Source organism: Vibrio sp. SCSIO 43133 (assembly GCF_023716845.1).
Classification (GTDB): Bacteria; Pseudomonadota; Gammaproteobacteria; order Enterobacterales; family Vibrionaceae; genus Vibrio; species Vibrio mediterranei.
The window spans coordinates 1525300-1550191 of sequence record NZ_CP068024.1; the positions used below are offsets into that span (position 1 = coordinate 1525300).

23 protein-coding genes are annotated in these 24892 nt (G+C 45.4%); 13 read left to right on the forward strand and 10 right to left on the reverse strand.

The window, feature by feature from the left end:
- Positions 1 to 131: 131 nt before the first annotated feature.
- Positions 132 to 920: a TerC family protein gene (locus tag JKJ11_RS07355; protein WP_252038985.1), complete on the forward strand. Its 789-nt coding sequence runs from the start codon at positions 132 to 134 to the stop codon at positions 918 to 920.
- A 99-nt stretch (positions 921 to 1019) separates the two neighbouring features.
- On the opposite strand, the gene JKJ11_RS07360 is transcribed toward JKJ11_RS07355, so the two are convergent.
- The 4 genes from JKJ11_RS07360 to JKJ11_RS07375 form a co-directional block, all read right to left on the reverse strand.
- Positions 1020 to 1208, reverse strand: coding sequence for a hypothetical protein (locus JKJ11_RS07360; RefSeq protein ID WP_006070636.1), 189 nt, complete (start codon positions 1206 to 1208; stop codon positions 1020 to 1022).
- A 152-nt stretch (positions 1209 to 1360) separates the two neighbouring features.
- Positions 1361 to 2038 (reverse strand): 3-oxoacid CoA-transferase subunit B, encoded by a 678-nt coding sequence (locus JKJ11_RS07365; protein ID WP_006070637.1) that lies wholly within the window; start codon positions 2036 to 2038, stop codon positions 1361 to 1363.
- The gene (locus JKJ11_RS07370; protein WP_252038986.1) at positions 2038 to 2691 is read right to left on the reverse strand and encodes a CoA transferase subunit A; all 654 of its coding nucleotides are present in this window, start codon (positions 2689 to 2691) and stop codon (positions 2038 to 2040) included. The genes JKJ11_RS07365 and JKJ11_RS07370 overlap by 1 nt, the downstream gene beginning before the upstream one ends.
- A gap of 13 nt (positions 2692 to 2704) precedes the next feature.
- Complete coding sequence (locus JKJ11_RS07375) at positions 2705 to 3910, reverse strand: acetyl-CoA C-acetyltransferase (protein WP_252038987.1); 1206 nt, start codon at positions 3908 to 3910, stop codon at positions 2705 to 2707.
- A 194-nt stretch (positions 3911 to 4104) separates the two neighbouring features.
- Between JKJ11_RS07375 and JKJ11_RS07380 the strand changes: the two genes are divergently transcribed.
- Positions 4105 to 4992: a sugar phosphate isomerase/epimerase family protein gene (locus JKJ11_RS07380; RefSeq protein ID WP_252038988.1), complete on the forward strand. Its 888-nt coding sequence runs from the start codon at positions 4105 to 4107 to the stop codon at positions 4990 to 4992.
- A gap of 2 nt (positions 4993 to 4994) precedes the next feature.
- Positions 4995 to 5756, forward strand: coding sequence for a sulfite exporter TauE/SafE family protein (locus JKJ11_RS07385; RefSeq protein WP_252038989.1), 762 nt, complete (start codon positions 4995 to 4997; stop codon positions 5754 to 5756).
- Between the two features lies 1 nt (position 5757).
- Here JKJ11_RS07385 and JKJ11_RS07390 read toward each other — a convergent pair whose 3' ends face one another.
- Together JKJ11_RS07390 and JKJ11_RS07395 are read right to left on the reverse strand one after the other, a co-directional pair.
- A complete protein-coding gene (locus tag JKJ11_RS07390; protein WP_252038990.1) occupies positions 5758 to 6660 on the reverse strand; it encodes a LysR family transcriptional regulator in 903 nt (300 codons plus the stop codon).
- Between the two features lie 89 nt (positions 6661 to 6749).
- Positions 6750 to 8192: a sugar porter family MFS transporter gene (locus JKJ11_RS07395; protein WP_006070643.1), complete on the reverse strand. Its 1443-nt coding sequence runs from the start codon at positions 8190 to 8192 to the stop codon at positions 6750 to 6752.
- A 550-nt stretch (positions 8193 to 8742) separates the two neighbouring features.
- Here JKJ11_RS07395 and iolE point away from each other — a divergent pair.
- From iolE to iolG, 10 genes are all read left to right on the forward strand, one after another.
- A complete protein-coding gene (gene iolE, locus JKJ11_RS07400; protein ID WP_006070644.1) occupies positions 8743 to 9636 on the forward strand; it encodes a myo-inosose-2 dehydratase in 894 nt (297 codons plus the stop codon).
- Positions 9637 to 9748: 112 nt separating this feature from the next.
- On the forward strand, positions 9749 to 11620 hold the full coding sequence (gene iolD, locus JKJ11_RS07405; RefSeq protein WP_252038991.1) for a 3D-(3,5/4)-trihydroxycyclohexane-1,2-dione acylhydrolase (decyclizing): 1872 nt from the start codon (positions 9749 to 9751) through the stop codon (positions 11618 to 11620).
- A 73-nt stretch (positions 11621 to 11693) separates the two neighbouring features.
- Positions 11694 to 12869 carry a Gfo/Idh/MocA family protein gene (locus JKJ11_RS07410; protein WP_088877186.1) on the forward strand — a complete coding sequence of 392 codons (1176 nt, stop codon included), beginning with the start codon at positions 11694 to 11696 and terminating at the stop codon, positions 12867 to 12869.
- An 11-nt stretch (positions 12870 to 12880) separates the two neighbouring features.
- Complete coding sequence (iolC, locus tag JKJ11_RS07415) at positions 12881 to 13876, forward strand: 5-dehydro-2-deoxygluconokinase (protein ID WP_006070647.1); 996 nt, start codon at positions 12881 to 12883, stop codon at positions 13874 to 13876.
- A 166-nt stretch (positions 13877 to 14042) separates the two neighbouring features.
- Positions 14043 to 14912: a 5-deoxy-glucuronate isomerase gene (locus JKJ11_RS07420; RefSeq protein ID WP_006070648.1), complete on the forward strand. Its 870-nt coding sequence runs from the start codon at positions 14043 to 14045 to the stop codon at positions 14910 to 14912.
- A 10-nt stretch (positions 14913 to 14922) separates the two neighbouring features.
- Positions 14923 to 15750 (forward strand): class II fructose-bisphosphate aldolase, encoded by an 828-nt coding sequence (locus JKJ11_RS07425; protein WP_006070649.1) that lies wholly within the window; start codon positions 14923 to 14925, stop codon positions 15748 to 15750.
- A gap of 76 nt (positions 15751 to 15826) precedes the next feature.
- Positions 15827 to 16660, forward strand: a complete 834-nt coding sequence (locus JKJ11_RS07430) for a MurR/RpiR family transcriptional regulator (protein WP_006070650.1) — start codon at positions 15827 to 15829, stop codon at positions 16658 to 16660.
- A gap of 98 nt (positions 16661 to 16758) precedes the next feature.
- Entirely contained in the window at positions 16759 to 17583 is an 825-nt protein-coding gene (locus JKJ11_RS07435) for a sugar phosphate isomerase/epimerase family protein (protein WP_252038992.1), read from the forward strand.
- A gap of 140 nt (positions 17584 to 17723) precedes the next feature.
- The gene (gene iolB / locus JKJ11_RS07440; RefSeq protein WP_198557733.1) at positions 17724 to 18554 is read left to right on the forward strand and encodes a 5-deoxy-glucuronate isomerase; all 831 of its coding nucleotides are present in this window, start codon (positions 17724 to 17726) and stop codon (positions 18552 to 18554) included.
- Between the two features lie 113 nt (positions 18555 to 18667).
- The gene (iolG, locus tag JKJ11_RS07445; RefSeq protein WP_252038993.1) at positions 18668 to 19651 is read left to right on the forward strand and encodes an inositol 2-dehydrogenase; all 984 of its coding nucleotides are present in this window, start codon (positions 18668 to 18670) and stop codon (positions 19649 to 19651) included.
- A gap of 46 nt (positions 19652 to 19697) precedes the next feature.
- On the opposite strand, the gene JKJ11_RS07450 is transcribed toward iolG, so the two are convergent.
- The 4 genes from JKJ11_RS07450 to JKJ11_RS07465 form a co-directional block, all read right to left on the reverse strand.
- A complete protein-coding gene (locus tag JKJ11_RS07450) occupies positions 19698 to 20528 on the reverse strand; it encodes a MurR/RpiR family transcriptional regulator (RefSeq protein WP_006070654.1) in 831 nt (276 codons plus the stop codon).
- Between the two features lie 217 nt (positions 20529 to 20745).
- Entirely contained in the window at positions 20746 to 21765 is a 1020-nt protein-coding gene (locus JKJ11_RS07455; protein WP_006070655.1) for an ABC transporter permease, read from the reverse strand.
- Between the two features lie 84 nt (positions 21766 to 21849).
- Positions 21850 to 23343, reverse strand: coding sequence for a sugar ABC transporter ATP-binding protein (locus JKJ11_RS07460; RefSeq protein ID WP_006070656.1), 1494 nt, complete (start codon positions 23341 to 23343; stop codon positions 21850 to 21852).
- Between the two features lie 63 nt (positions 23344 to 23406).
- Positions 23407 to 24414, reverse strand: coding sequence for a sugar ABC transporter substrate-binding protein (locus JKJ11_RS07465; RefSeq protein ID WP_006070657.1), 1008 nt, complete (start codon positions 24412 to 24414; stop codon positions 23407 to 23409).
- Between the last annotated feature and the right edge of the window lie 478 nt (positions 24415 to 24892).

Genomic DNA, 24892 nt, shown 5'->3' on the forward strand with positions numbered 1-24892 from the left:
GACATATTGCTCGTTAGAGGGTTTGGTGATTTACTTGCGATCCCTAAGTAACAGAGGTATTAACCCTAAATGGACGACCCCTATAGTCGACTTTACAATTCCATTGGTTCCACTTTCCTGGAGCCGCAATCATGTTAGAACTTTTCCTTCAGCCTGAAGCATGGGCTATTTTTGCCACACTATTTGCCTTAGAAATCGTACTCGGTGTTGATAACGTCGTGTTTATCTCCGTACTTTGTGAACGCCTTCCATTACATCAACGTAAACTGGCCCGAAACCTAGGTATTGGCTTGGCCGTTATGGCGCGTATCGTGTTAGTTTTTTCGATCACTTGGGTCATGTCATTGACGCAACCTTTATTCGAAATCGCTAAATTCGCTTTCACCGGACGAGATGTCATTATGATCTTGGGTGGTGCGTTTTTGTTAGCCAAGAGTCTGAAAGAGCTTTGGAGCTGGCTGACTCACGATGAAAGTATGCATTCGACACGAGTAAGTGCAGGCTTGGCAGTGGTGTTATTGCAGATTGTCGCGGTGGATGCGGTCTTTTCTATGGACTCTGTCATTACGGCGGTTGGTTTAACAAGTGAAGTACCAATCATGGTTGCTGCGATATTAGCGTCGGCGGTGGTCATGGTGTTGACGGCAGAGAAAATCAATAACCTTGTCACCCAGTACCCAGGCTTCAAAACCCTAGCGTTATTGTTCTTGGTGTTGTTAGGGGGCTTGTTGATGGCAGAAGGCTTCGCAATTCATATCAACAAAGGTTACGTATACTTTGCGATGGCGTTTGGTTTGATATTGGAACTTTGTCACATTCAATTAAAACGCACTCAAGCTAAAAGGTTGTCTGTGCAAGGTGGTCAAAATCCAATGACTATCCGGAAAATTCGTCCGTTTAGAGTGGGGACGATAGCCTAGTCAGGGTCCTGTATTTAAAGACTGGTATCAGTGTGCTAAGACTATTCAAACCATCAAAAAGGAGAGCTTATGCTCTCCTTTTTTGTATTTGTCTATGAGTTAAATTCCAAAATCGTAGCCTTGGTAGATATCTGACAATGTTTTGGGTTTCTTGCTACGTTTGCTTGGAGTGGGATGATATTCGTGTTTAATCGCATCAGCGTGTGCTTGCGCAGACTTCATGAATTCAGGATCAGACATCGCTTGTTTGCGAAGCTCATTGATGCGTTCTAGTTTTTCTTGCAACATAACTACACCTCATGAATTGCTGTATGTACAACCAGTATAGACTTGTGCTGTATGAATATCCAGTATTTTGTGTTGAGGGTAAAAATAACGCCTAGGTGAGTGATTAAACTCAACTAGGCGTCTGGTTTATGTTCAGAGTTCTAAGACCAGAATTAGGTAGGGATGGGCATTGGTTTTAATGCAGGGGAAATACGAAGTTCAGCTTCTGTTGCTTGCTGAACGTCTTCAACAGAAAACTCCGGAGCTAATTCAGTGAGCAGCATCCCTTGTTCAGTCAGTTCTATGACGCCCATTTCCGTGACAATCAAATCCACTTGATTTACAGCCGTGAGTGGCAAAGTACAGTCGCGTAATAGCTTCGCTTTGCCTTTGACAGTGTGCTCCATCGCAACGATCACCTTCTTTGCTCCAACCACGAGATCCATCGCGCCACCCATGCCGGGCACCATTTTTCCTGGAATAATCCAGTTCGCGAGATTACCTTTTTCATCCACTTGCAATGCGCCCAACACGGTGGAATCGACATGGCCGCCGCGAATAATGGCGAACGAATCCGCGCTATTGAAATAGCAACTTCCTTCGATTGCGGTAATTGGTTGTGCGCCTGCGTTAACCAAGTCAGCGTCTATTTCATGTTCTTCAGCTAAATTATCAATACCAAGCAGTCCATTCTCTGCTTGAAGAAGGATTTCGACATCTTTGTCGACTTCGTTAGCCACTAGAGTAGGTAGACCAATGCCTAGATTGACGATATCTCCGTCGCGCATTTCTTGAGCGACACGCCAGGCGATGCGACGGCGAATAGTATGTTTGTCTAGTTGAGTGCTCATTACGCGTCCTCCGTTAAGATATAGTCCACATATAGGCTAGGGGTGTGCACGGCTTCAGGTTGAATGTTGCCTATGTCTACCAGAGACTCCGCTTCAACAATTACTGTGTCAGCAGCGGTTGCCATCAAGGGGTTAAAGTTTTGTGTGGTTTTGCTGTAAAACACATTGCCACGACGGTCAACGATGGAGCCGCGAATAAGTGCGATGTCTGCCCTCAAAGGGGTTTCTAGTAAGTAGTCTTTTCCTTGAACATTAATAACTTGTTTGCCTTCGGCGACAATAGTGCCCAGGCCAGTAGGCGTCAAAACACCACCGAGTCCGGCTCCTCCGCTGCGAATTCGTTCGGCAAGAGTGCCTTGAGGGACGAGTTCGACATCCAAGACTCCCTCGTTCATTTGTGCCCCTGTTTCTGGGTTAAGACCGATGTGTGATGCATAAAGCTTTTTGACTCGCTTTTCAGCAATCAGTCGACTCGTACCTCTACCGGGTGATGCCGTATCGGTAGTAATGAGTGTGATGTCTTTGATGTCGAATTCGATTAGTAGGTCGATAAGTTTTTCTGGCGCACCGGTTGCCATAAAACCGCCTACCATGATGGTCATGCCGTCATGAAGAATGTCTTTGAGTTGTTGAGGTGATGCTGCTTTTTTCATGGTCGTTTCCTCTTTAACAACGTTTGATAATGACGGCTGTGCCCATGCCGCCACCGATACACAATGAAGCCAAACCCAAATCACTCTGAGTTCGATGCAATTGATAGACAAGAGTGGTAAGAATCCGGTTACCTGACGCTCCGATAGGGTGGCCGAGTGCGATCGCTCCACCACTTAAATTGGTTCGCTCTAATAGCCATGGAACATCAATGTTGTGTTGTTCCGCTAATGAATGAGCAACGCCAAGAGCTTGGGCCGCGAAGGCTTCGTTAAGCTCGAACACATCAATATCAGTTATCGACAAATTGGCTTTATTTAGTGCGTTGGCAATCGCGGGAACTGGACCAAGTCCCATAACCTCGGGCGCGATAGCCCCTTGTCCGTATTCAATAAGCTCTGCAAGTGGTATTAAACCATGACGTTGTACTGCGGATTCAGAGGCCAATAGAATGGCTGAACCACCGTCATTGATGCCAGATGCATTACCTGCGGTAACCGTCCCTTCGGCGGTGAATGCAGGTCTGAGTTTTTGTAGAGCTTCGTAGGTGCAATCGGGTTTTGGGTATTCGTCACTTTTTACTTCAGTTTGACGCCGGCGGCTTATAATAGTGAGTGGGGCAACTTCGTTGGTGAAATCACCGTTTTCTAAGGCGTGGACAGCTTTCTTTTGACTCGCCAGTGCAAAAGCATCTTGCTCTTCACGTGTTAGTTCAAATTTCTTGGCGATGTTTTCTGCCGTGATACCCATATGGTATTGGTGGAACGCATCAGTCAGCCCATCCTTAATGATGCTGTCTTCAAGGTTTTGATGGCCCATTTTATATCCGCGTCGGATTTGACCGTTGGCGATAAAGGGCGCGTTGGACATACTTTCCATTCCACAAGCCATGACGATGTCGGCATCGCCAGCTCGAATGTGGCTTGCGCCATCCATTACGACTTTCATTCCACTGCCACAGATCATGTTAAGGGTGTAGGCAGGAACGGAATCTGGGATCCCCGCTTTAATAGCCGCTTGGCGGGCAGGACCCATACCAGAACCTCCGGTTAACACATTGCCTACGATCACTTCATCGATCAGGTCTGGCGCAATATCAGCCTGCTCGATTGTGGCTTGAATAGCGTGTGCACCAAGCTCAACTGCGGATAGTGAGCTAAGTGAACCATTGAAGCTCCCTATAGGGGTACGTTTTGCTGCGACAATAAAAATTCGTTCCATCTCTGTCTCCCAATACCTTAAATGATGCGTCTGTTTGAGCGCTTTGTTTCAGTCTAAAAGGGAGCAGCGACTATGTGTTATAGACAAGAATTCAAAGCGGCTTTGCATAAATGCAAATACCAAATTGGTGGTTGATCACGTCTTTTCATTATTAACACTTTTATCTTGGTATCAGGATAATTGGAGAAAACGTTATGCATAATCGAATAGCTTGCGCCCCTTGCTGTTGGGGTATCGAAGAGCCAGACAATGGGCTAAACCCAAGTTGGGGTAAAGTGCTAATGGAGGCAAGTGACTGCGGATATCGTGGTATTGAACTGGGGCCAGACGGCTACTTTCCAGAGGAGTCGATGCTGACCAAAAGTGCGTGCCGAACGCGAGGACTAGAAATATGTGCTGGTAAGCTGCAACAACCCTTTAGTGACAGCGAAAAAATGCCAGCAATTCTCAAACAAACTGAGAAAACGTGCGCTCGTTTAAAGGCGCTAGGAGTGGGTACGCTACTGCTTATGGAAGGTAATCATCCTGAGCGCTTTGGCAGTCTCGGTCAAAGTGCAACAGCACCTCGATTAACCTCAGAACAGAAACATCACCTCATCAACAACATGAGACAAATCATTAGTCTAGCTCAGGAGCATGGATTGCGTTGTTTACTGCATCCCGGTGTTGGTGGGTATATTGGGTTTAAAGATGAGATAGAGTTTGTATTGCATCAATTTTCCGATTCCGAACTTGGATTATGTCTCGATATTGGTCATACGTTTTTAGATGGAATGGACCCTTTGAGCCTGATCAGACAGTATGCGAATAGAATTGAGCATGTTCATTTGAAAGATGTATCTACCGACAAGTTACGTGTAGCAATTAGAGACAAACAGCCGTGGTTTGATGCCTATTCTGACGGGCTTGTTACTCCACTTGGAGACGGCGATATCAAACTCAATCAAGTCATTGCGAGTTTAAAATCTATTGACTATCAAGGGTGGTTAGTAGTGGAACACGAGCACAACGTTAAACAGTCGCAACAGGTAAAAGTTGACCTTCAGCGCAGCCGCAACTACCTCGCTTCATTAGGAGTCTAACCATGCCGATAGTCAGCGATCCTTGGTTTTACATAATGGCAATACCTGCTGTGTTGATTTATGGCATAGGTAAAGGTGGGCTAGGAGGAGCATTGGGGATCATCGCGGTTCCGTTAATGGCACTCATCATCTCTCCTACTCAGGCAGCGGCAATTTTACTGCCCATTCTTATTGTTATGGACGCGTTCGCCGTTCGTCACCATTACAAGAACGCTGATTATCGGATTTTAAAGCAAATGCTTCCTGGGTCGATTCTAGGTGTGGTGCTCGCGGGGTTATTCTTAAGTGTGACACCTGAAACTGGCCTAAAACTCACCATAGGTTTGCTGTCTTTGGCTTTTTGTTTTCAGCACTGGTTTGGCGGTAAACAGTCGTCATCGACTCCAGGGAAATTGAGCGCGCGGTTTTGGAGTGCATTGGGCGGGTTTTCCAGTACGGCTATCCATGCAGGTGGTGGCCCAGCAAGTATTTACTTACTGCCACTGCGCTTAGAGAAAGTCACACTTATCGCAACTATGGCGGTGCTGTTTGCCATTATCAATGTGGTAAAAGTAGTCCCATATGTGGCGCTGGGGGAGTTTGATGAAACCAATTTACTCACTGCATTGTTACTTATTCCGTTCGCTCCGGTGGGAGTGAAACTTGGTGTAATGCTACTTCATAAAGTTAGTCAGGAGCGAATCTATCAGCTTTGCTACGCGTTCTTATTTTTATCTGGTGCGAAGCTATGTTACGACGCGATACAAAGCTTCGTAATGGTATAAGTCAGCTATGCCCTTCTTCTTTGCTGGCAAGCAAAAAATCCTTAAATTTTGTCGCCGTGGGAGAGGCGGTCTGCGGCGAATGATAATACAGATTTAAACTCCAAATACTGGTTTGATAGTCGGGCAGTAGTGCGATTAGCTTACCATTATCAATGTAACTTCTCGCGACAAACTCTGGCAGGTACGCAATTCCAATTCCATTCAAAGCCCCTCTTAGCAACAAATCACTATCATTAACCTCAACGGTTTTCGGTACTTTTAAAATGATATTTTCCGCTTGCTGACGAAAGATCCAATCGTTACTTCCGGTGAGCGTGGTGGCCATCAAACAAGGGTGTTGAGCCAAGTCACTAGGGTGAGAAGGTAGGTTGTGCGATTCAAGATATTGTGGAGAGGCGACGACAATAAACGGACATTGCATCAATTCTCGCTTCACCAGCAGTAAATCTTTTTCGCGATAACCTTGGAAGCTGGCATTGGCGCTGATCATTAAGTCAGAGGTACTTGCATGGTCTAACGCCCAAGGCGTGACGTTGATATTAAATGTCACGTCTGGGTGAGCCTTGGAGTATTGGGCAATCATATCCATCAAATAATGATTGGCATAGACAGGCGTGCAGACGATGTCGATATGGCCTTTTTCTTGTGACTGGTAATCTTCTAGCTTTCTGCTGATGCGTTCTGCGCTATCGACTAGGGGGGAGAATTCTTCGAATAGAGTTTGACCGGCCTGAGTGGCTTCCAAAAGTCGATTTGATCGACGACACAAAGTGGTTCCAAAGTGGTTTTCAAGTTCTTGTAACCAGCGGCTGCCAGCCGAAACGGAAATATTGAATCGTCGTGCCGCAGAAGAAATGGAACCAGAGCGAATCACGTAAACAAAAAACGCCATTTTATCGAGCATAAACGCCTCATTGTGTTGGCCAGGTTAAAAACAAAAAAGGAACAGACCTTAAGTTAGCCTGTTCCCGTTTTGTTGTGGAGTCTTATTGATTAAGCACGTGCTTCAGATGTGGACTGTGGCACTTTTTTGCCCAATTTTTTCGCCATGGCTTCTTCCATTTTTTCCAGACTGACGCCTTTGGTTTCAGGTACATACTTAACAACAACGTACATACAGATGATAGAAAGAATCGCAAATAACCAGAACGCAAATGCACCATTAAAGTTCTCTTTTAGATAGGCATTTTCGTTGAGCATAGGGAAGGATTGAGTGACGATAAAGCCAGTAAACCATTGAGCACCGACGGCGATCGCCATCGCTCTAGAGCGGATGCTGTTCGGGAAAATTTCAGAAATCATGGTCCAACATGCGCAGCCCCATGAAGTGGCATAGGAAACAACGTATAGACATAGCGCGAACAAGGCGGCATAACCTTCCGTTTGTTGATACAAAACATAGCCCACAACAAACATACCAAGTGCACAGCCGAAGGTACCGTATTTCATTAGCGGTAGACGTCCGACTTTGTCAATAAGATACATACCAAGCGCATTACCTAGAATGAATACCACGCCAACGAAGGTAGTTTGGAATAGAGCGTTTTCTGTAGAGCCAGTAATCGGTTTCAGAATCTCAGGGGTGTAATACATGATGACGTTGATACCCGTTAACTGTTGCGCCGCAGCAACAAAGGTACCGATGACAAGAATAGCGAATAAGAGAGGAGAGCGTAAACTCACTTTGTTCTTAGCAGTGCTTAAACTGTCTTTAAGGGAGTCTTGGATTTCCAGAATAAGTTGTTCTGCATGTTTTGGGTTAGAGATTTTAGACAGTGTGGTTTTCGCTTCATCGATTCTCCCTTTGAGTACTAACCAACGAGGGGACTCTGGAATAATAAACAGTAACACTGCAAACAGTGCCGCCGGTATCACTTCGGAGCCCAGCATCCAACGCCAACCTAGATCCACTAACCACGCTTCTGACATACCTTTAGCGATAAGATAATTGACGTAGAAAACACCTGTTTGACCAATAACGGCAGACTGTTGGAACATACTGACGGCGCGCCCTCGAAAGTCTTTAGGAGCGACTTCAGACATATACATAGGGGAAACAACACATGCCAGACCGACGGCAACACCACCGACAATTCTTAAGATGACATAGAAGCTAAATGTGGCGGCTAACGCTGAACCAATGGCCGATATCATAAAGAGCACGGCTGCGATGAATAGGGTGTTGCGACGGCCATATTTAAGAGCAGCCCAACCGGCACTGACTGCGCCGATAATACTGCCTAGTACGACACTGGATACGGCCCAGCCAGTTTGTGCTGGGGTTAAACCAAAGTGTTCTCTAATAGGGCCAATAGCGCCTGAAATTACCGCGGTATCATATCCTAGTAGTATCCCGCCTAGTGCTGCAATACAGCAGATTCGAACAATATAGGCAATATTGTGTTTTCGTGCTTCTGCCTTGGATGTTGCTTCCATTTTATTTTCCTTATTGAGATTCCCCAAAGCTGTCCCTTTACCATCGAACCAGTTCCAGTTGGGTAACGCCCAATACTTCGGTTTGTAGGGTACGAGTATTGGCATTCTATAAGTCCAGCAGATGTTATAGTTGTGTAATTTGAAAATTATTTTTCATTTTGCTGGTGTTTTAATCATATTGACTCTTTTCTGTTTCGACTACCGCTAAACTGTCATTTTGTCCAAAAATGTTATCTTCATCAAACTATGAAAAATCTTTTTCAAATCCTACAAATGTTATAAGTGACTGAAAACTATATATTTAATAAAAGTGAGATCTAGATCAAAAACAGTGGTAAGCCGCGTGCTATATAGGTTTTTTCCAATTTCATCTTGTTTTGAAAATCTCACTGGATGATATGAAAAATATTTTTCATTGGTGTTTTTTTTGGCTAAAGTAGTCCTCAGTGAAACAACAGGAGATGTTCAAAGTTTGCTAATGCGATGAATTGATCAACATGAGCGCTTTGAATCACTTGGAAAATCTTTAAAACATTGTCGGAGAATAAAAATGAGCAACGTGCAATATGGAATTAGCCCACTGACTTGGACCAACGATGATATGCCAGAGCTTGGTGGCGAGATCCCTTTGGAAACGTGTTTAAGTGAAATGGCTGAAGCTGGATTCACAGGCACAGAGCTAGGCACCAAGTATCCACGTGAGCCAGAAGTATTAGTACCACTACTTAAAGAACATGGCCTTGTACTCGCGTCAGGTTGGTATAGCGGCAACCTAATGACGATGACGGCTGATGAAGAGATTGCAGCGATGCAAGACCACATCAAGCTTCTTAAGGCAGCAGGCTGTAAAGCAATGGTATATGGTGAAGTGAGCAACACTGTCCATGGCGACATCAACACACCACTTTCACAGCGCGTCATCTTATCGATGGATGAGTGGAAAATGTACTGCGAGAAGTTGACCAAAGTCGCTGACTATCTGCTAAACGAACACGATATTAAGCTCTCTTTCCACCATCATGTTGGCACTATCTGTGAAACAGAAGATGACATCAACCTTATGATGGAATTCACGGGTGAGTCTGTATTCCTAACATTGGACACTGGCCACATCACATACGGTGGCGGTAACCCAGTGACTATGATTGAGCGTTGGGGTCATCGCATCGGTCACATGCATTTCAAAGACCTTCGTCTTGATGTCATGAAAGCGGCTCGCGAAGCTGATAAATCCTTCTTAAATGCTGTTCTTGACGGCGTATTCACTGTCCCTGGTACGGGCGATGTGGACTATGACGACGTGTTTGCTGCGCTTAAAGCTCGTAACTATCAAGGTTGGTTATTGGTTGAAGCTGAACAAGACCCAGCAAAAGCTCACCCACTAACTTACGCAAAAACTGCTTACGAGAACATCACAGGTTACGCGAAGAAATACGGCTTGTAATTGAGCTCTGGATGATGGGGAGCCACGCTCCCCATCACAAAGCTACGGGGTTAGGGATGCAAAACGTAGCTTACTCATGGAATGGACAAAGTTGAGACTACCGAGGAATAGAATGAAAACTGTACGCCTAACTGTCGCAGAAGCGCTTGCACAATACTTAGCTGCTCAAATGATCGAAATAGATGGAAAAAAAGAGCAACTTTTCGGCACCGCTTTTGCCATATTCGGTCACGGCAACGTGACGTGCTTTGGACAGCAACTTAAGAACATTGAAGACAAAATTCCGACTTGGCGTGGTCAAAATGAACAGTCGATGGCGACGGCGGCGATTGCTTATGCAAAAGCAAACCAGCGCAGACGTATTGGTATCGCGACAAGTTCAATTGGTCCGGGTGCAACCAATATGGTGACCGCAGCGGGTATTGCTCACACTAACCGACTTCCTGTGCTATTGATTTCAGGGGACGCATACGTAAGCCGTTTACCTGACCCAGTATTACAACAGCCGGAGAATTTCTACGACCCATCTATTACTTGTAACGATGCTTTCAAACCACTAACTCGTTACTGGGATCGTATTATCTCGCCTTCACAGCTGATGCACTCATTGCCTCAAGCGATTGACACCATGCTTGATCCAGAGACCTGTGGACCTGCATTTATCGGCCTTCCTCAAGATATTCAAGGCGTTGCTTACGATTTCCCTGAAGTGTTCTTAGAAGAAAAAGTTCACCGTATTCGTCGACCAGAGCCAGAAATTGCTGACCTTGAGGATGCAAAAGCAGTACTGATGAAAGCGGAAAAACCACTGATCGTATCTGGTGGTGGAGTGCATTACTCACTTGCAACTGATGAGCTCGCGGCATTCGCAAAACAGCACAATATTCCGGTTGTAGAGACTATCGCGGGTCGTGCCACGATGTTGCAAGACAACCCGCTCAATGCAGGGCCTATTGGTGTGACAGGCGCTGATTCGGCCAACTACATGGCGGCGCATGCGGATGTAGTCGTCGCAATTGGTACTCGTTTGCAAGACTTTACTACAGGTTCGTGGAGTGTATTCAAGAACCCAGACATGAAGCTTATCACTATTAACGTTGGCCGTTTTGATGCGATAAAACACCGCGCGCTGCCAGTCAAATGTGATGCCAAACGTGGCTTGGTTGAGTTATCGAAGTTACTTGGTGATTGGCAGGGTGATAATGCCTGGGCTCAAACTGCGAAAGAGCAGGCCGATGAGTGGAAAGCGGTCGTTCATCGTCGTACCAACCCTCAAGAGGGCGACCTGTTACCTGGACTGTCTTCATACGCAGAAGTGATTGGTAAGCTGAACAAATCCATGCAGCCGGGTGATACCGTGCTGACAGCCGCAGGTGGCCTGCCTGCTGAATTAGCAATGAACTGGCAAAACTACCAAATCGGCAAGTTTGATATCGAGTTTGGTTTCTCATGCATGGGCTATGAAATTGCCGGCGGTTGGGGCGCTAAAGTGGCGAACCCAGACAACGATGTAGTTGTGCTTGTCGGTGACGGCTCCTACCTGATTCAGAACTCAGACATTTACTCATCCGTCCTTACTGGTCACAAGATGATAGTCGTAGTGTGCGATAACGGTGGCTTTGCTGTTATCAACAAGCTTCAGAACAACACGGGTAACGACTCTTTTAACAACCTACTTGAAGACTGTCGTCGTCCTGATGGTGAAGTGGCTCGTGTCGACTTCGCTAAACACGCTGAAGCTCAAGGGGCGATCAGTGAGAAGCTGACGTCGGTAGATGAGTTCGATGCAGCATTCCAACGCGCTAAAGAAGCCGATCGTACTTACGTTATCGTGGTTGATATTGACCCAGTATCGCCAGCAGCATGGTCTAAGTGCGATTGCTGGTGGGAAGTCGGTCTACCAGAAGTAACACGCAACGACCACGTCGCAGAGAAAGTGGTGAGTTGGGAAGAAGGCCGCGCTACACAGCGCCGCGGTGTCTAGTTCAGATTTCTATTTAATTTTCTAACACTTAATCTCGGCTCCTAGACACTAGGAGCCACACAAGGAGTCAAGCATGTTTAATGAAGAGCGTCATTTTGAACAGCCAATTCGTTGGGCAATGGTAGGTGGTGGTCGTGGTAGCCAAATTGGTTACTCTCACCGCAATGCAGCACAGCGTGATGGATTGTTTAAGTTGGTTGCGGGTGCGTTTGACCTAGATGCTGATCGTTGCCGCGATTTTGGCGTCAATCTTGGCCTAGACCCAGAGCGTTGTTACTCAAGCTATAAAGAGTTGTTTGCTCAAGAAGCACAGCGTGAAGATGGCATTCAAGCTGTCTCTATTGCTACGCCAAACTCTACTCACTACGAAATCTGTAAAGCGGCACTAGAAGCCAAGCTTCATGTGGTGTGCGAAAAGCCAATCACCTTTACGACTGAAGAGGCGGAAGAGCTAAAAACTATCGCGGCGCAAAACAATCGTGTTATAGGTGTGATGTATGGCTATACAGGTTTCCCTATGGTCCAACAGGCGCGTGAAATGGTGCAACGTGGTGACCTTGGTGAGGTTCGTGTCATCAATATGCAGTTCGCTCACGGCTTCCATAATGAAGAATACGAGAAAAATGACCCAGGTTTGAAATGGCGTGTGAGTCCTGAAGTATCAGGTCCAACTTATGTGCTAGGTGACATTGGTACCCATGCGTTTTATCTCAACGAGGTAATGACCGGACTAGAAGTTGATAGCTTGGCATGTATGCGCCAAAGCTTTATCGAATCTCGTGCGCCACTTGAAGATAACGCACATGTGATGATCAAGTTCAAAGGCGGCGCAGTTGGTACGCTTTGGGCATCGGCTGTGAACTCTGGTTCGATGCATCAACAGAAGATCCGTATTGTCGGCTCTAAAGCATCGATCGAATGGTGGGATGAGTATCCAAACCAACTTCGTTACGAAGTACAAGGTGAAGCACCTCGCGTACTAGAGCGTGGCATGGGGTACTTGTATCAAGACGCAGAAGGTGTTGCCTCTAACCGTGTTGGTGGTGGTCATGCTGAAGGTTATTTTGAGTCTTGGGCTAACCTATATCACCGTTTCGCTATGGCATTTGATGCAGCTGACCGCGATGACCAAGAAGCCCTAGCGGGTATTTGGTTCCCTGGTATTGATGCCGGCATCGAAGGGGTTCGTTTGTGTGAGAAGTGCGTTGAGTCTGCGGACCAAGGCGCGGCTTGGGTTAGCTACAAATAATAGGAACGACGATGACAAAAATTGCATTTCAACATGACAGACCGTTGGATGCCATCGTTTTAGGACGCGCGGGTGTGGATCTATACGCCCGCGAATCAAAAACCGATATGGCGGATTTGTCGGGCTTCAACAAGTTTGTTGGTGGTTCAGCGGCCAATATTGCGGTCGCTGTGAGCAAACTAGGTGGCAAAGTGGGTTTCATTGGTTGTGTTGCTGATGATGCGTTTGGTGGCTATGTAAAAGGTTACATGTCAGGACAGGGGATCAACCTAGACGGCATGATGACTGACAACTCTGGCTCTCGCACTTCGGTCGCTTTCACTGAGATGAAACCAAGTGACTGTACGGTCCTTATCTATCGAAATAACGCTTCTGATCTGACGATAAAGCCAGAACAAATCGACCCTGAATATATCGCAAGTTCAAAGGTTTTGGTGGTGACAGGCACGGCACTTTCTGAGAGCCCAAGTCGTGAAGCTACGTTGATCGCGATGCAACATGCGCGTCGCAGTAACACTTTAGTTGTCTTGGATGTGGACTACCGTCCTTATTCATGGCGCACCGATACTGATGCTTCTATCTATTACGGGATTGCCTCTAGCCTGTCCGATATCGTGATCGGCAATCGTGAAGAGTTCGACATGATGGAAACGGTGATTGCACCGGGCAATAAGGATGACGATGCCACAGCAGAACGCTTTATGCGCGACAACACCCAGATTGTGGTGATTAAGGCTGGTGAGTTTGGTTCGAAAGTGTATTGCCGTGATGGCTCTAAGTTCCAACAAGGCATCTTCCGAGTTGAAGTGAATAAGCCATTTGGCTCTGGTGACTCCTTTGCAGGTGGTTTGATTTGGACCTTAGTGAATGGTGGCACACTGCAAGAAGGCGTGAGAAATGGATCCGCTGCGGCTGCGATTAATGTCAGTGGGGATAGCTGTACCGAAGCTATGCCAACGAAAGAGCAGCTTTTTGATTTTATTGAGACAAGAAACCAAGGTGTTTAGTGGCATCGACTGATGTGATTGAAGACAGTATTTAGTCTCCCGGGCCGGTATTTCGACCTCAGATACTCGCGAAAATACACACCATCGTGGCCCGGTTTTTTTATTAATGAACAAGTTTAGGGAATTGAAACTGCGCTCAAAGAAAAGAGCAGTGAGGAGAAAGAATATGGGTAAACACATACCACCCTACGATAATAAAAATGAGCCCATTGTAGGTATTAATGATGAAGTCACACCTTTGTGTTATTTCAACCAAGTTTGTTTGACTCAAGGCGGCACATTCAACCATGAGGTTGAAGGGTATGAGTCCGTTATCGTATTAGCTGGTGGCACTTGTAGTGTTTCAGTGACTAATGGGCAAGACACCCAAGTGTTCGACAACATTGGTAAACGTGCGTCAGTGTGGGACGGCAATCCAGAAGCGGTTTATGTACCACTTGGTTACACAGCGCAAATAGAGTGTGTCAGCGAGAATGCCGACATCATGATTGCTGGCGGTAAGTTTGAAGCGTCACTAGAACCGTTCTGCGTTCGTGAAGAGAATGTCGATATCGTTCAATACGGCTCAGACGACACCAAAACGCACCGTAAAATCAAACATGTTCTTGGTCAATCAAATGCTGACAAACGCGGTCGTTTGTTAGTCAGCGAATTGTTTACGGTTGGCGCTGGTGGTTGGTCAGGTTTCCCTCCACATAAGCATGATGAAGATCGTGTGAAAGAAGATGGCAGTCGAGAAACACTGTACGAAGAAGTGTATCAGTTCCGTTTTAACCCTGATTTCGGTTTTGGTGCTCAGTTCTTGTATGAACATGAAGATGACCATGGTCCGGTTTATCACGTTAAAACAGGCTCAGTAATCGCTATCGACAAAGGTTACCACCCAAGTGTGGCGGCACCGGGCTATGAGATGTATTACTTCACCATAATTGTTGGGAAGACTGACAAGTCTCTGATTCAACATTTTGACCCTCACCATGAATATCAAGTGAATACCATTCCAGGTATCAAAGATATGATTGCGAAGTTCAAATAGGAGACAATGCATGTTAGTGAATCTTAATGATCTATTACCTGATGCGGCGGCTTCTGATTATTCAGTACCTTGCTTTAATATTTTCGGTTTCGAAGACGCAAGAGCAGTGGTAGAAGCGGCGGAAGAAGTTGGTAAGCCTGTCATTCTGGCTTGTAATAAAGACGTTGTCGATTTCTACGGTGTGGAAACCGCTGCGGCGATGTTCCTCAACCTCGCTCACAAGAGCAGCGTACCGGTCTGCCTACATTTGGACCATACTTATGAAGAAGACATTGTCTATCGTGCGCTTAAAGCGGGTTTCAGCTCGGTTATGTTTGATGGCTCTCAACTGACTCTGGATGAAAACATCGCTCGCACAAAAAAAGTGGTCGAAGTGGCTCACGCACTGGGTGCTTCTGTAGAAGGTGAGATTGGCTCAGTACCTTACGAAGAGGGACGCGACCATATCAAATCTATCTATACTGAGCCTGAGGATGCTGCTAGATTTGCCCAAGAAAGTGGCGTTGACTGTGTAGCAATCTCAGTAGGCAATATTCATCGTTTGACCGAGCCAACCTGTACTATCGACTTTGGGCGTTTGGATCGTATTGCCAATGAGGTCACTGTACCTTTAGTCATTCACGGAACGAGCGGTATTCGCGATGAAGACATGCTTAAGTTGAAACAGAGTCGCGTATCAAAATTCAATATTGGTACCTGCTTGCGTCAAGCCCTTGGTCACAACTTGCGCGGTTATATGAATGATGAACCGCAGAAATTTGATCGAATCTACTTTATGCAGAAAGCAATGCCGTATGTTAAGCAAGAAGCGATTCGCAACTTTGAATTATTATCATAAAATAGAGTCCCCAACCTAATTTGGGAAGGGGACCGGTTGACTATTTATTGCGTTCGAATAGGAGAGCGTTATCACTATGGATGTAGAAGTAAAAGTACCCGCTGATTTAGATTCGTTACGCGAGCTTATCGTGAAACGCTATGACGGCCTGAGCAGTAGGCTGCAGCAGGTAGCCGACTTTGTCATGGAACAGCCAATGCTGGTCGCCGTAGAAACCATGGCAACCATCGCGCAACAAGCCAATGTACCGTTGTCGACACTAAGTCGATTCTCCAATGCGATGGGCTTTGATGGCTTCACGTCTATGCAGATATTGTTTAGAGATCAGTATTTGAATCGTCCTAGAGACTACAAAGAACGTGTTCGTAAAGCACGTGAGATGGAAGATGTACCACACGATTCTCCACAAGCCATCTTTCAAGATTTTGGTGATGCCAATATTGAGGCGCTTGAACAACTTCAAGTTATGGTGTCGCCACAGAAATTGGAACGTGCTGTGGCCATGCTTGAAGGGGCTGAAACCATCTACATTCAAGGGATGCGCCGAGCTTACCCTGTAGCGTTCTACCTCTGGTATGCGTTAATGAAATCGGATAACAACGTTGTGCTCTTAGATGATCATGGTGGTATGTTGTCGCCCATGACGCGTCGTATGAACGAAAATGATGTGCTGTTCACGGTGACATTCAACCCTTACGCGCAAGAGACCAGTGACCTAATTGACGAAGCATACAAAAAGAACGTACCTATTATCGCCATTACCGACAATCAGATGACGCCTCAAGGCAGTAAGATGGAAGTGTGTTTTGAAGTGCAAGAAGGCGAGGTAATGGGGTTCCGCTCGTTGAGTAGTTCAATGTACCTAGCTCAGACATTAGCGGTTAGCTTAATGTGCCGCGAAGTAAATTAATCACAATTAATGAACATCCAGACTATTAAAGAGTAAGCCTTGTAAAGCAAATGCATCAAGGCTTAGCTTCTTGTTGCCAAAATTCAAGGAGATCCACTATGCGTTATGCTTTACATGGAATGTGTTCACTCCACAGCAATGTTATTTCTGACATTCGTTTAGCTCATGATACTGGGTATCAAGGGTTAGAAATCCACACTGAAAAACTCTGGCGCTACATTAAAGCCGGCCTATCCGCAGAGCAATTTAAACAGCGTTTAGATCATTTCAACATAGAGCCTACAGCGATTGATATTATTGGCGCCATCGAAGTGACGGATAAAGCGTCGAAAGCTCAATTGTTCCAAGATGCGGAAGCATTGTGTCAGTTCGCTCAGCAAATAGGTGCACCTACCATTCAACTTAATGCCTTTGAAGCATTGAACGGACTCACTTTAGAGCAAAATATTGAGCTGACAGCTCAAAATATACGTTCGATTGCGGATATAGGTAAAGATTATGGCATTCGCTTTCAATATGAGGGTGCTGCATGGACTCCCATTGCTTCGCTCGACGATTACTATCGTTTGTTAGATGCTGTAGGGCGCGACAACTTTGGCTTTGTTCTCGATACCTGGCATTTTTGGGCATGCCGAGGCGCAAGTCTCGAGCAAATCGCCAACATTGATCCCTCTCTTATCTACAACGTCCATATTTCAGATGGTACTCGCCCTGAAGAAGGAGCAGCTTGGCCAGATGAAAGAGAGTTACGTGGTCACTTTATTGGTCAAGGCGATATTCCTTTGTCTGAGTGGGTTGATGCCATCCAGTCTACGGGTTACCAAGGCTTCTATTCGGGCGAATATCTAAATGATCAAATGTGGGAGCAAGATTATTACGATGTCGCTACTAAGATGCTTAAAGGTATGAAAGCCCTGTTCTAAGCAAATAATGTGTCCACTTAACGGTTAAATATTCTCCGTATTAAGTGGACTTTGTTGTCTAAGTCACGAAATAAATATTTCATATAAATATAATTGAATTAAATATTTCACAAGGCCTCATTGGCAACGGAGCGCTCCCAATGTCCTATCTACTTTCTAAGTATTCTCAATCATCTGTTGATTCCCGTGTTCAATCGATTACGCCAGAGAGTGCAAATTGGCAATACGTGGGCTTCTCAGTTTATGAGATCGCAAAAGGGGAAGTGTTAATGCTTGATCAAACGGCTACCGAGAAGTGTTTAGTCTTGGTGTCGGGAAGAGCAACTGTGACGGTTAATAATCAGGTGTTTAATAATATTGGTGAACGTATGTCGCCATTTGAAAAAGATGAAAACCAACAGCGTATTAAGCCACACTCGGTGTATGTCGCACCCCAGCAGAGTGTTCACGTACTGGCTGAAACGGATTTGGAACTAGCGGTTTGCGAAGCGCCCAGTGAAGGTACTTTTCCGACTCGTCATATTGCCCCTCAAGATGTTGATGCTGAGCACCGAGGTAAGCGACAGAACCAAAGGTACGTACACAATATTCTCCCAGATAACAAACTCGCGGACAGCCTGCTCGTCGTCGAGGTCTTTACTGAAGAGGGCTGTACGAGTTCTTATCCTAGCCATAAACACGACCAAGATATCGACGGCCAAGAAACCTATTTAGAAGAAACTTATTATCATCGCTTAGACCCGTCTCAAGGCTTTTGTATGCAGCGCGTGTACACCGATGATAGGGAGTTAGATGAGTGCATGGCGGTGTATGACAAAGATGTGGTCATGGTGCCAAAAGGTTACCACCCTGTAGCTACCATGGCAGGCTATGACAGCTATTACCTGAATGTAATGGCCGGACCTAAGCGCAAATGGCTGTTCAGTTGGGAGGGTCCTCATGCATGGATTAATTCTGAGGACTACATGTAATCGCGATGAGTGTCATATGGCTACCTACCGAAACCATGCCGCTCATGAGCAACTTATTCTGGTTTGACTCACCATCGAGTTGGACAAACGACAAGCAAAGGAAGGAGTGCAGAATGTATAATATCGCGCTGTTTGGAGCAGGGCGCATTGGGCAAGTTCATGCTGTGAACATTGCCAATCACCCTGAAACTAACTTGTATTCGGTGATTGACCCTTATGATGTCAATGCCAATCTTTTATGCGACCAATATGGTGCTAAACGTCAATCTATTGAAGAAGCAATGGCCGACTCAAGTGTTGATGCGGTATGTATTTGCTCCGCTACCGATACTCACGCTGATTTGATTGAACTGGGCGCGAAAGCAGGTAAAACGATCTTCTGCGAAAAGCCGATCGATCTCGACTCAAGCCGAGTTCGCGATTGCTTGGGTGTTGTTGAACAATATAAGGTGCCTTTACTTGTCGGTTTTAATCGCCGTTTTGACCCTCACTTTGCGAACCTGAAACAACGCGTGGTAGAAGGTGAAGTAGGTGAGCCTGCGACACTGACGATTACCTCTCGCGACCCAGAGCCGCCACCTGCGGAATACAGTAAAGTATCTGGTGGCATGTTCCGTGATATGACTATCCATGATCTTGATATGGCGAGATTCATTTTGGGTGAAGACCCGGTCTCGGTCACTGCTCATGGCAGTTGTAAAATAGACCCTGAGATCGGAAAGGCAGGTGACATTGATACCGGAGTGATTGTATTGAACTTTGCGTCTGGTGCAATCGCTACGATTCAGAATAGTCGTAAGTCTGGTTACGGCTACGATCAGCGTATTGAACTGCACGGCGAGAAAGGCATGCTTCAAGCGGAAAACGTCCGTGAGAACCTGATAAGTATGACTTCTGCTCAAGGAGTAGAATGCGCGAAACCACTACACTTCTTCTTAGAGAGATATAAAGAGGCGTACATTGCGGAGTGGCAACACTTTGTAGACATTCTTAATGGTGGTAAGCCTAATTGTTCCGGTATCGATGGCGAGTTTGCACTGCGTTTAGCAGACGCCGCAATTGAGTCAATGAATAGCAAGCGAACGGTCTTTATCTAGTTCTTGACGATGTCATAAAAACAGCGCCCAATTTAGGGCGCTGTTTTTATTCGTGTTCATTATTAATCGCCATGGCAACGGCAATACTCTGAACCAAACATAACGAAGCGGATTGAGAGCGAAAGGCGTCCACTTTGGCTTCTTTAATGACGAAACTGACATCGCTAAAAGCAGCGAGGGGGCTTACCTGACTATCTGTTATCACTATCTGCTTCGCACCTGCTTTGGAAGCCACTTCACTTAGGGCGACGGTTTCATTGGCATAAGGACTAAAGCTGATGGCAACAATGGCATCGTTTGGACCAATCATGCTCAGTTGTTCTTCATACATTCCTCCGAGGCCATCAATCAGAAATGCACGTTTGTTTAAATGACGTAGTGCATAAGTGAAGTAGGAAGCCACGCTAAAAGAGCGGCGTAAGCCAATTAGATAGATGTTTTCACAGCTCTGTAGAATATCGATAGCACTATTAAGATCGTGCTCTGAGGTTTGGTTTGCTAGGAAATTCATGGCTTGTGAGTTGGCGTTGGCAAACTCTTGAAGTATCTGTTTTGGGCTTTCAGGTGCTAATGGTTCAGTGTGTAGCTGCTTGTGGATTCTTGCTCGATCGGTATAGCTTGAGGTCTCTTCAACGATTTTGTTACGAAATAACTGTTTCATCTCATTGAAGCCACTAAAACCAAAGGCGCTGGCAAATCGAATTAAGGTGGAAGGTGGAACTTCGGCTTTCTGCGCAATGATAGCAACAGTTTCCAGTGCGATATCATTTGGGTTATCAAGCACATATTTTGCTACTTGTTGAAGTCGTTTACTTAAGCCGGAATATTCTAAACGTATTTGTTCTTGTAGTTCACTTAATGTAGCAGCCGCTATCATAGAGTTCTCCGAAAGCCAAAATCAAAGGATAGACGTACAAAATACCTCATTTTATAGTGGTTTGAAATATTTGTTTCATTGAGTGTGTAACGAGGAAGAAAAACGCGCCTTGTAAAAAGGCGCGATGAGCCAAACCGAGAGCGACTATACCGAGGCATCCAAGGTATCCTAGATAAGAGCCGCCTCGTACCCTACTCAAAGTTATTCTGTAGTTGCACTATTTACTCTTCTTATGGCGCTTCATATCAAACATAACGGCAAAGATAATGACTAAGCCTTTTACTACTTGCTGCCAGTAGGCCGAAACGTTGAGAAGGTCGAGACCATTTTGAAGTACACCCATAATCATGGTACCGATAATAGTTCCTTGTATCGTACCAATGCCTCCAGCGTGCGATACGCCGCCGACAGTCGCTGCTGCGATTGCATCTAGCTCGTACATGATCCCCAGACCCGGTTGACCAGAGTTGATTCGAGCCGCCAAAATCAGCGCAGATATACCCGCTAACAAACCAGCGTAGGTATAAACCAAGATCTTATAGCGCTTTACATTGATGCCAGAGACGTATGCGGCGGTTTCGTTACCACCGATGGCATAAGCGTATTTACCAAATCGGGTGTAGTTCAGTAGTACATATGACACGAATGCCATCACAGCGAAAATGATAACAGGAACAGGAATACCCACGATGCTGCCTTGGCCAATCCATTGATAAGAATCAATGAGGCTACTTACAGGGCGGCCATCTGAGTAAAGCAGGGCAGCGCCACGGGCAACGATCATCATACCTAGAGTCGCAATGAATGGAGGAATACCAGTGTAAGCAATGAGTGCTCCATTGATATAACCGCATAATGCGCCAACAGCTAATGCCGCTAGAATAGGAACGATGATAGGTAGCTCTGGCATCGCAGGGTACATACGCATTGACCAGTCGATGGTTTGCGCCATACTGGCTGAGACTACGGCCGCTACAGCAAGTACTGAACCAGAAGATAAGTCAATGCCTCGGGTAATGATGATGATAGTAACGCCAAGCGCAAGAAGACCAATACTTGCCATTTGAGTCATTACATTTAATAAGTTAGCGACCGATAGGAAAACGGGCGATAGGATGGACATCACAACACACATGAAGACAAATACTACGTATATCGCATATTTAGATACCATGCGCTTGAAATTAGTTTGAGCTTGACCTTCAGGTGAGGTCGCTTTAATCAGTTTAGCAATCATAACTGCATTCCTTGAGTTACTACTCTGGCCTCAAGTCCTAGTTTGAAAGACTCGTGGTGTTTTAAATTGGAGGTGTCTCAATGTTTAATTGAGTGCCATCGACATGATTTTCTGTTGCGTCGCATCAGGGCCGTCGATAAGACCTTTGAGTTTGCCTTCATGCATAACTAAGATGCGGTCGCTCATTCCCATGACTTCTGGAAGTTCTGATGAGATCATGACCAAGCTTTTACCCATGCCGGTTAGCAGACGCATTAGCTTGTAGATTTCTGACTTGGCTCCAACGTCGATTCCTCTTGTGGGTTCGTCTAGGAATAAGATGTCAGGTTTGGTCAGCATCCAGCGAGCCAACAATACTTTTTGTTGATTACCGCCGCTCAGATTGTCGATCATTTCGTACATTCCTGGCGTTTTTACTTTTAGCTTTTCACAGTGGGTTTGGCTGTCTTGCTTCATCTTTCTCACATCGAGCACGTTGACGACTTTGTTTCGGTAGGCGTCCAAATGAGCAATGGAGGTATTGGCGAAAATATCGAGCATCAGATAAAGCCCTGAATGTCGTCTATCTTCGGTTAGGAAGGCCATTTTGTGTCGGATAGCATCTTGTGGTGTGTTAATTTCGACGTAATCACCATTGATTCGAATAGTGCCTGCGTCTTTTTGCCTAACGCCGAAAAGCGTTTCAATTAACTCGGTTCTACCTGCGCCTACTAGACCCGCGATACCAAGAATTTCTCCTTCGTGCAATTTGAAGTTGATATCGCTGAATGCGCCTTCAACAGTGAGGTTTTCAACTTCCAAGCGAGTTTTACCCGGTTTGGCGGTTGGGGGAGGGAACACTTCTCCCAAATCTCGACCTACCATCATCTGTACCAATTCGTCATTGTTGGTAAGCTTCGCTTCGCGCTCGCCGACAAAACAGCCGTCACGAAAGACAGTAATATCGTCACAGATCCTGAATATCTCATCCATCTTGTGACTGATGTAAACAATCGCACAACCACGAGACTTCAGCATTTCGATGATTTCGAACAGATGGTCAACTTCTTTATCCGTGAGTGCGGAAGTTGGTTCATCCATAATGATGATCTCTGATTGATAGGAGATAGCTTTTGCAATCTCCACCATTTGCATAGTTGCGACGGTCAGTTCACTCATTGGAGTTTTGGGGTCGAGTTTTAAGTCCAATTTACTCAATAACTCTGTGGTGTCGCTGTACATCTTAGCGTGGTCTACAAGGCGTAGTGGCCCTTTTAGCGGTTCTCTACCCAGCCAGATATTTTCTGCGATGCTTCGATGCAGGATAGGAGATAGCTCTTGGTGTATCATTGAAATACCCGCTTCTAACGCTTCTTTGGCGCCTTGAAACTCAACATTTTCTCCCTTGTAGCGAATGGTACCGCTGTCTCTTTGGTAAATACCAAACATCACTTTCATTAGGGTTGATTTACCCGCACCATTTTCACCCATCAACGCCATAACTCGGCCTTGTTTCAAAGTGAGCTGCACATTATCGAGCGCTTTTACACCAGGAAAGGTTTTGGTGATTCCACGCATTTCTAGTAAGACTTGGCTCATACTATTACTACTCCGAAAAAAGCTCCGTATTCTAAAGAGGGGGAGAACACGGAGCGTGGGTGGTTAACCTTTTTGCTTCGCTTCGAATGCTGCTAAATTACTTTGAGTCACAAGCTCAGCGGGGATCCAAGTGACCTGTTGATGTTTTTTGCCTTTAACAGCATCTACCGCAGCATCGATAGCACCTCGTGCTTGGCCCGCGCCATCTTGGAATACAGTAGCGCTTAGGGCTCCATCTTTTACCGCAACCAAACCATCAGGTGTTGCGTCAACGCCAACGACTAAGGTGTCATCAAGCTTGCCTGCTGCACGCAATGCTTGAATTGCTCCTAGAGCCATGTCGTCATTGTTTGCAACGATGACATCAAGCTTGTCTCCTGAATTGAGCCAGTTTTCCATAACCGTCATGCCTTGTGAGCGCTGCCATAGACCGGTTTGTTTTCTGACAACGTGGAAGTTTGGATTTTTAGACAAGTAGTCTTCGACACCTTTAGTGCGCATGATTGCGGCTTCATGAGTCAGCATACCCATAAGAATGGCAACATTACCGCCGTCCACTGAATCTGTGATGTATTGAGCTTGTGTTTCGCCAAATTTCAGCTCTTCAGAACCAACGTAGAACACACTATCGGGCAGATAGTCAGGACGACGGTTCAGATAAACAAGTTGAATCCCTGCCTTGATGATTCGGTCTGTAAGAGGTTGCGTGGCATCAGTGTTAACTGGAACCAAAATAATGGCGTCCATTTGCTGAACGATGAAGTTCTCTACTTGGCCTAATTGCTTGGCTGCGTCTTCTTTGGCGTCCACAAATGTGAGTTCGACTTTGCCATCAAACTGCTTAGCGTATTTATCCATGGCATCTTTCATATAAACCATGAAGGTGTCATCGAAGTTTGGTATCGCTACTCCAATGCGTGTTACATCGTCTTTTTTCTCTTCCTGGCCACAAGCGGTAAGAACAATAAGTCCAAGAACTAATAGCGTTCCTTTAAGCAGTGCTTTGGTGTTTGATGCGAGTATTAACATTCTGTCCAGCAACATAGTAATCCCTTGTTTCTTAGTTGGCATAAATGCCTCCTTGGTATCCATCACACTTATCTATCGATAAATATGAATATTTCATTTCGTTATTAGATGAAATCTGTAGAGCATTTATTCAGTATTCACTCTGACTTTTTACTAACGGTGGCAGTAAACTTGATTGAAAAATATTTTCTACTATCCGTTGGTTTTTAACTATAAGGTGATGTTCAAAATATCACCACTGTTAATGTGTCGTAATTGTTAAAAGTGTTATCTCGATCTCACTTGATTTTCTTGTCTATTGGTGATGTTCTTTTTAAGTATATGTTTTTAAATGGAATAAATAATCTGTAACGTGTGTTTTTTAAAAGTTATAAATGGATCGGAGCATGGTGGGGTGATTTGATAAACGATCTCAGTTAAATGAAAAATAATTTTCGATTTCGATCGTTTTTTAGGTTTGTTGATTAGATTGGACATAAAAACTGGCGGCCGATCACGGTTTTTATCGATAATTCCAATT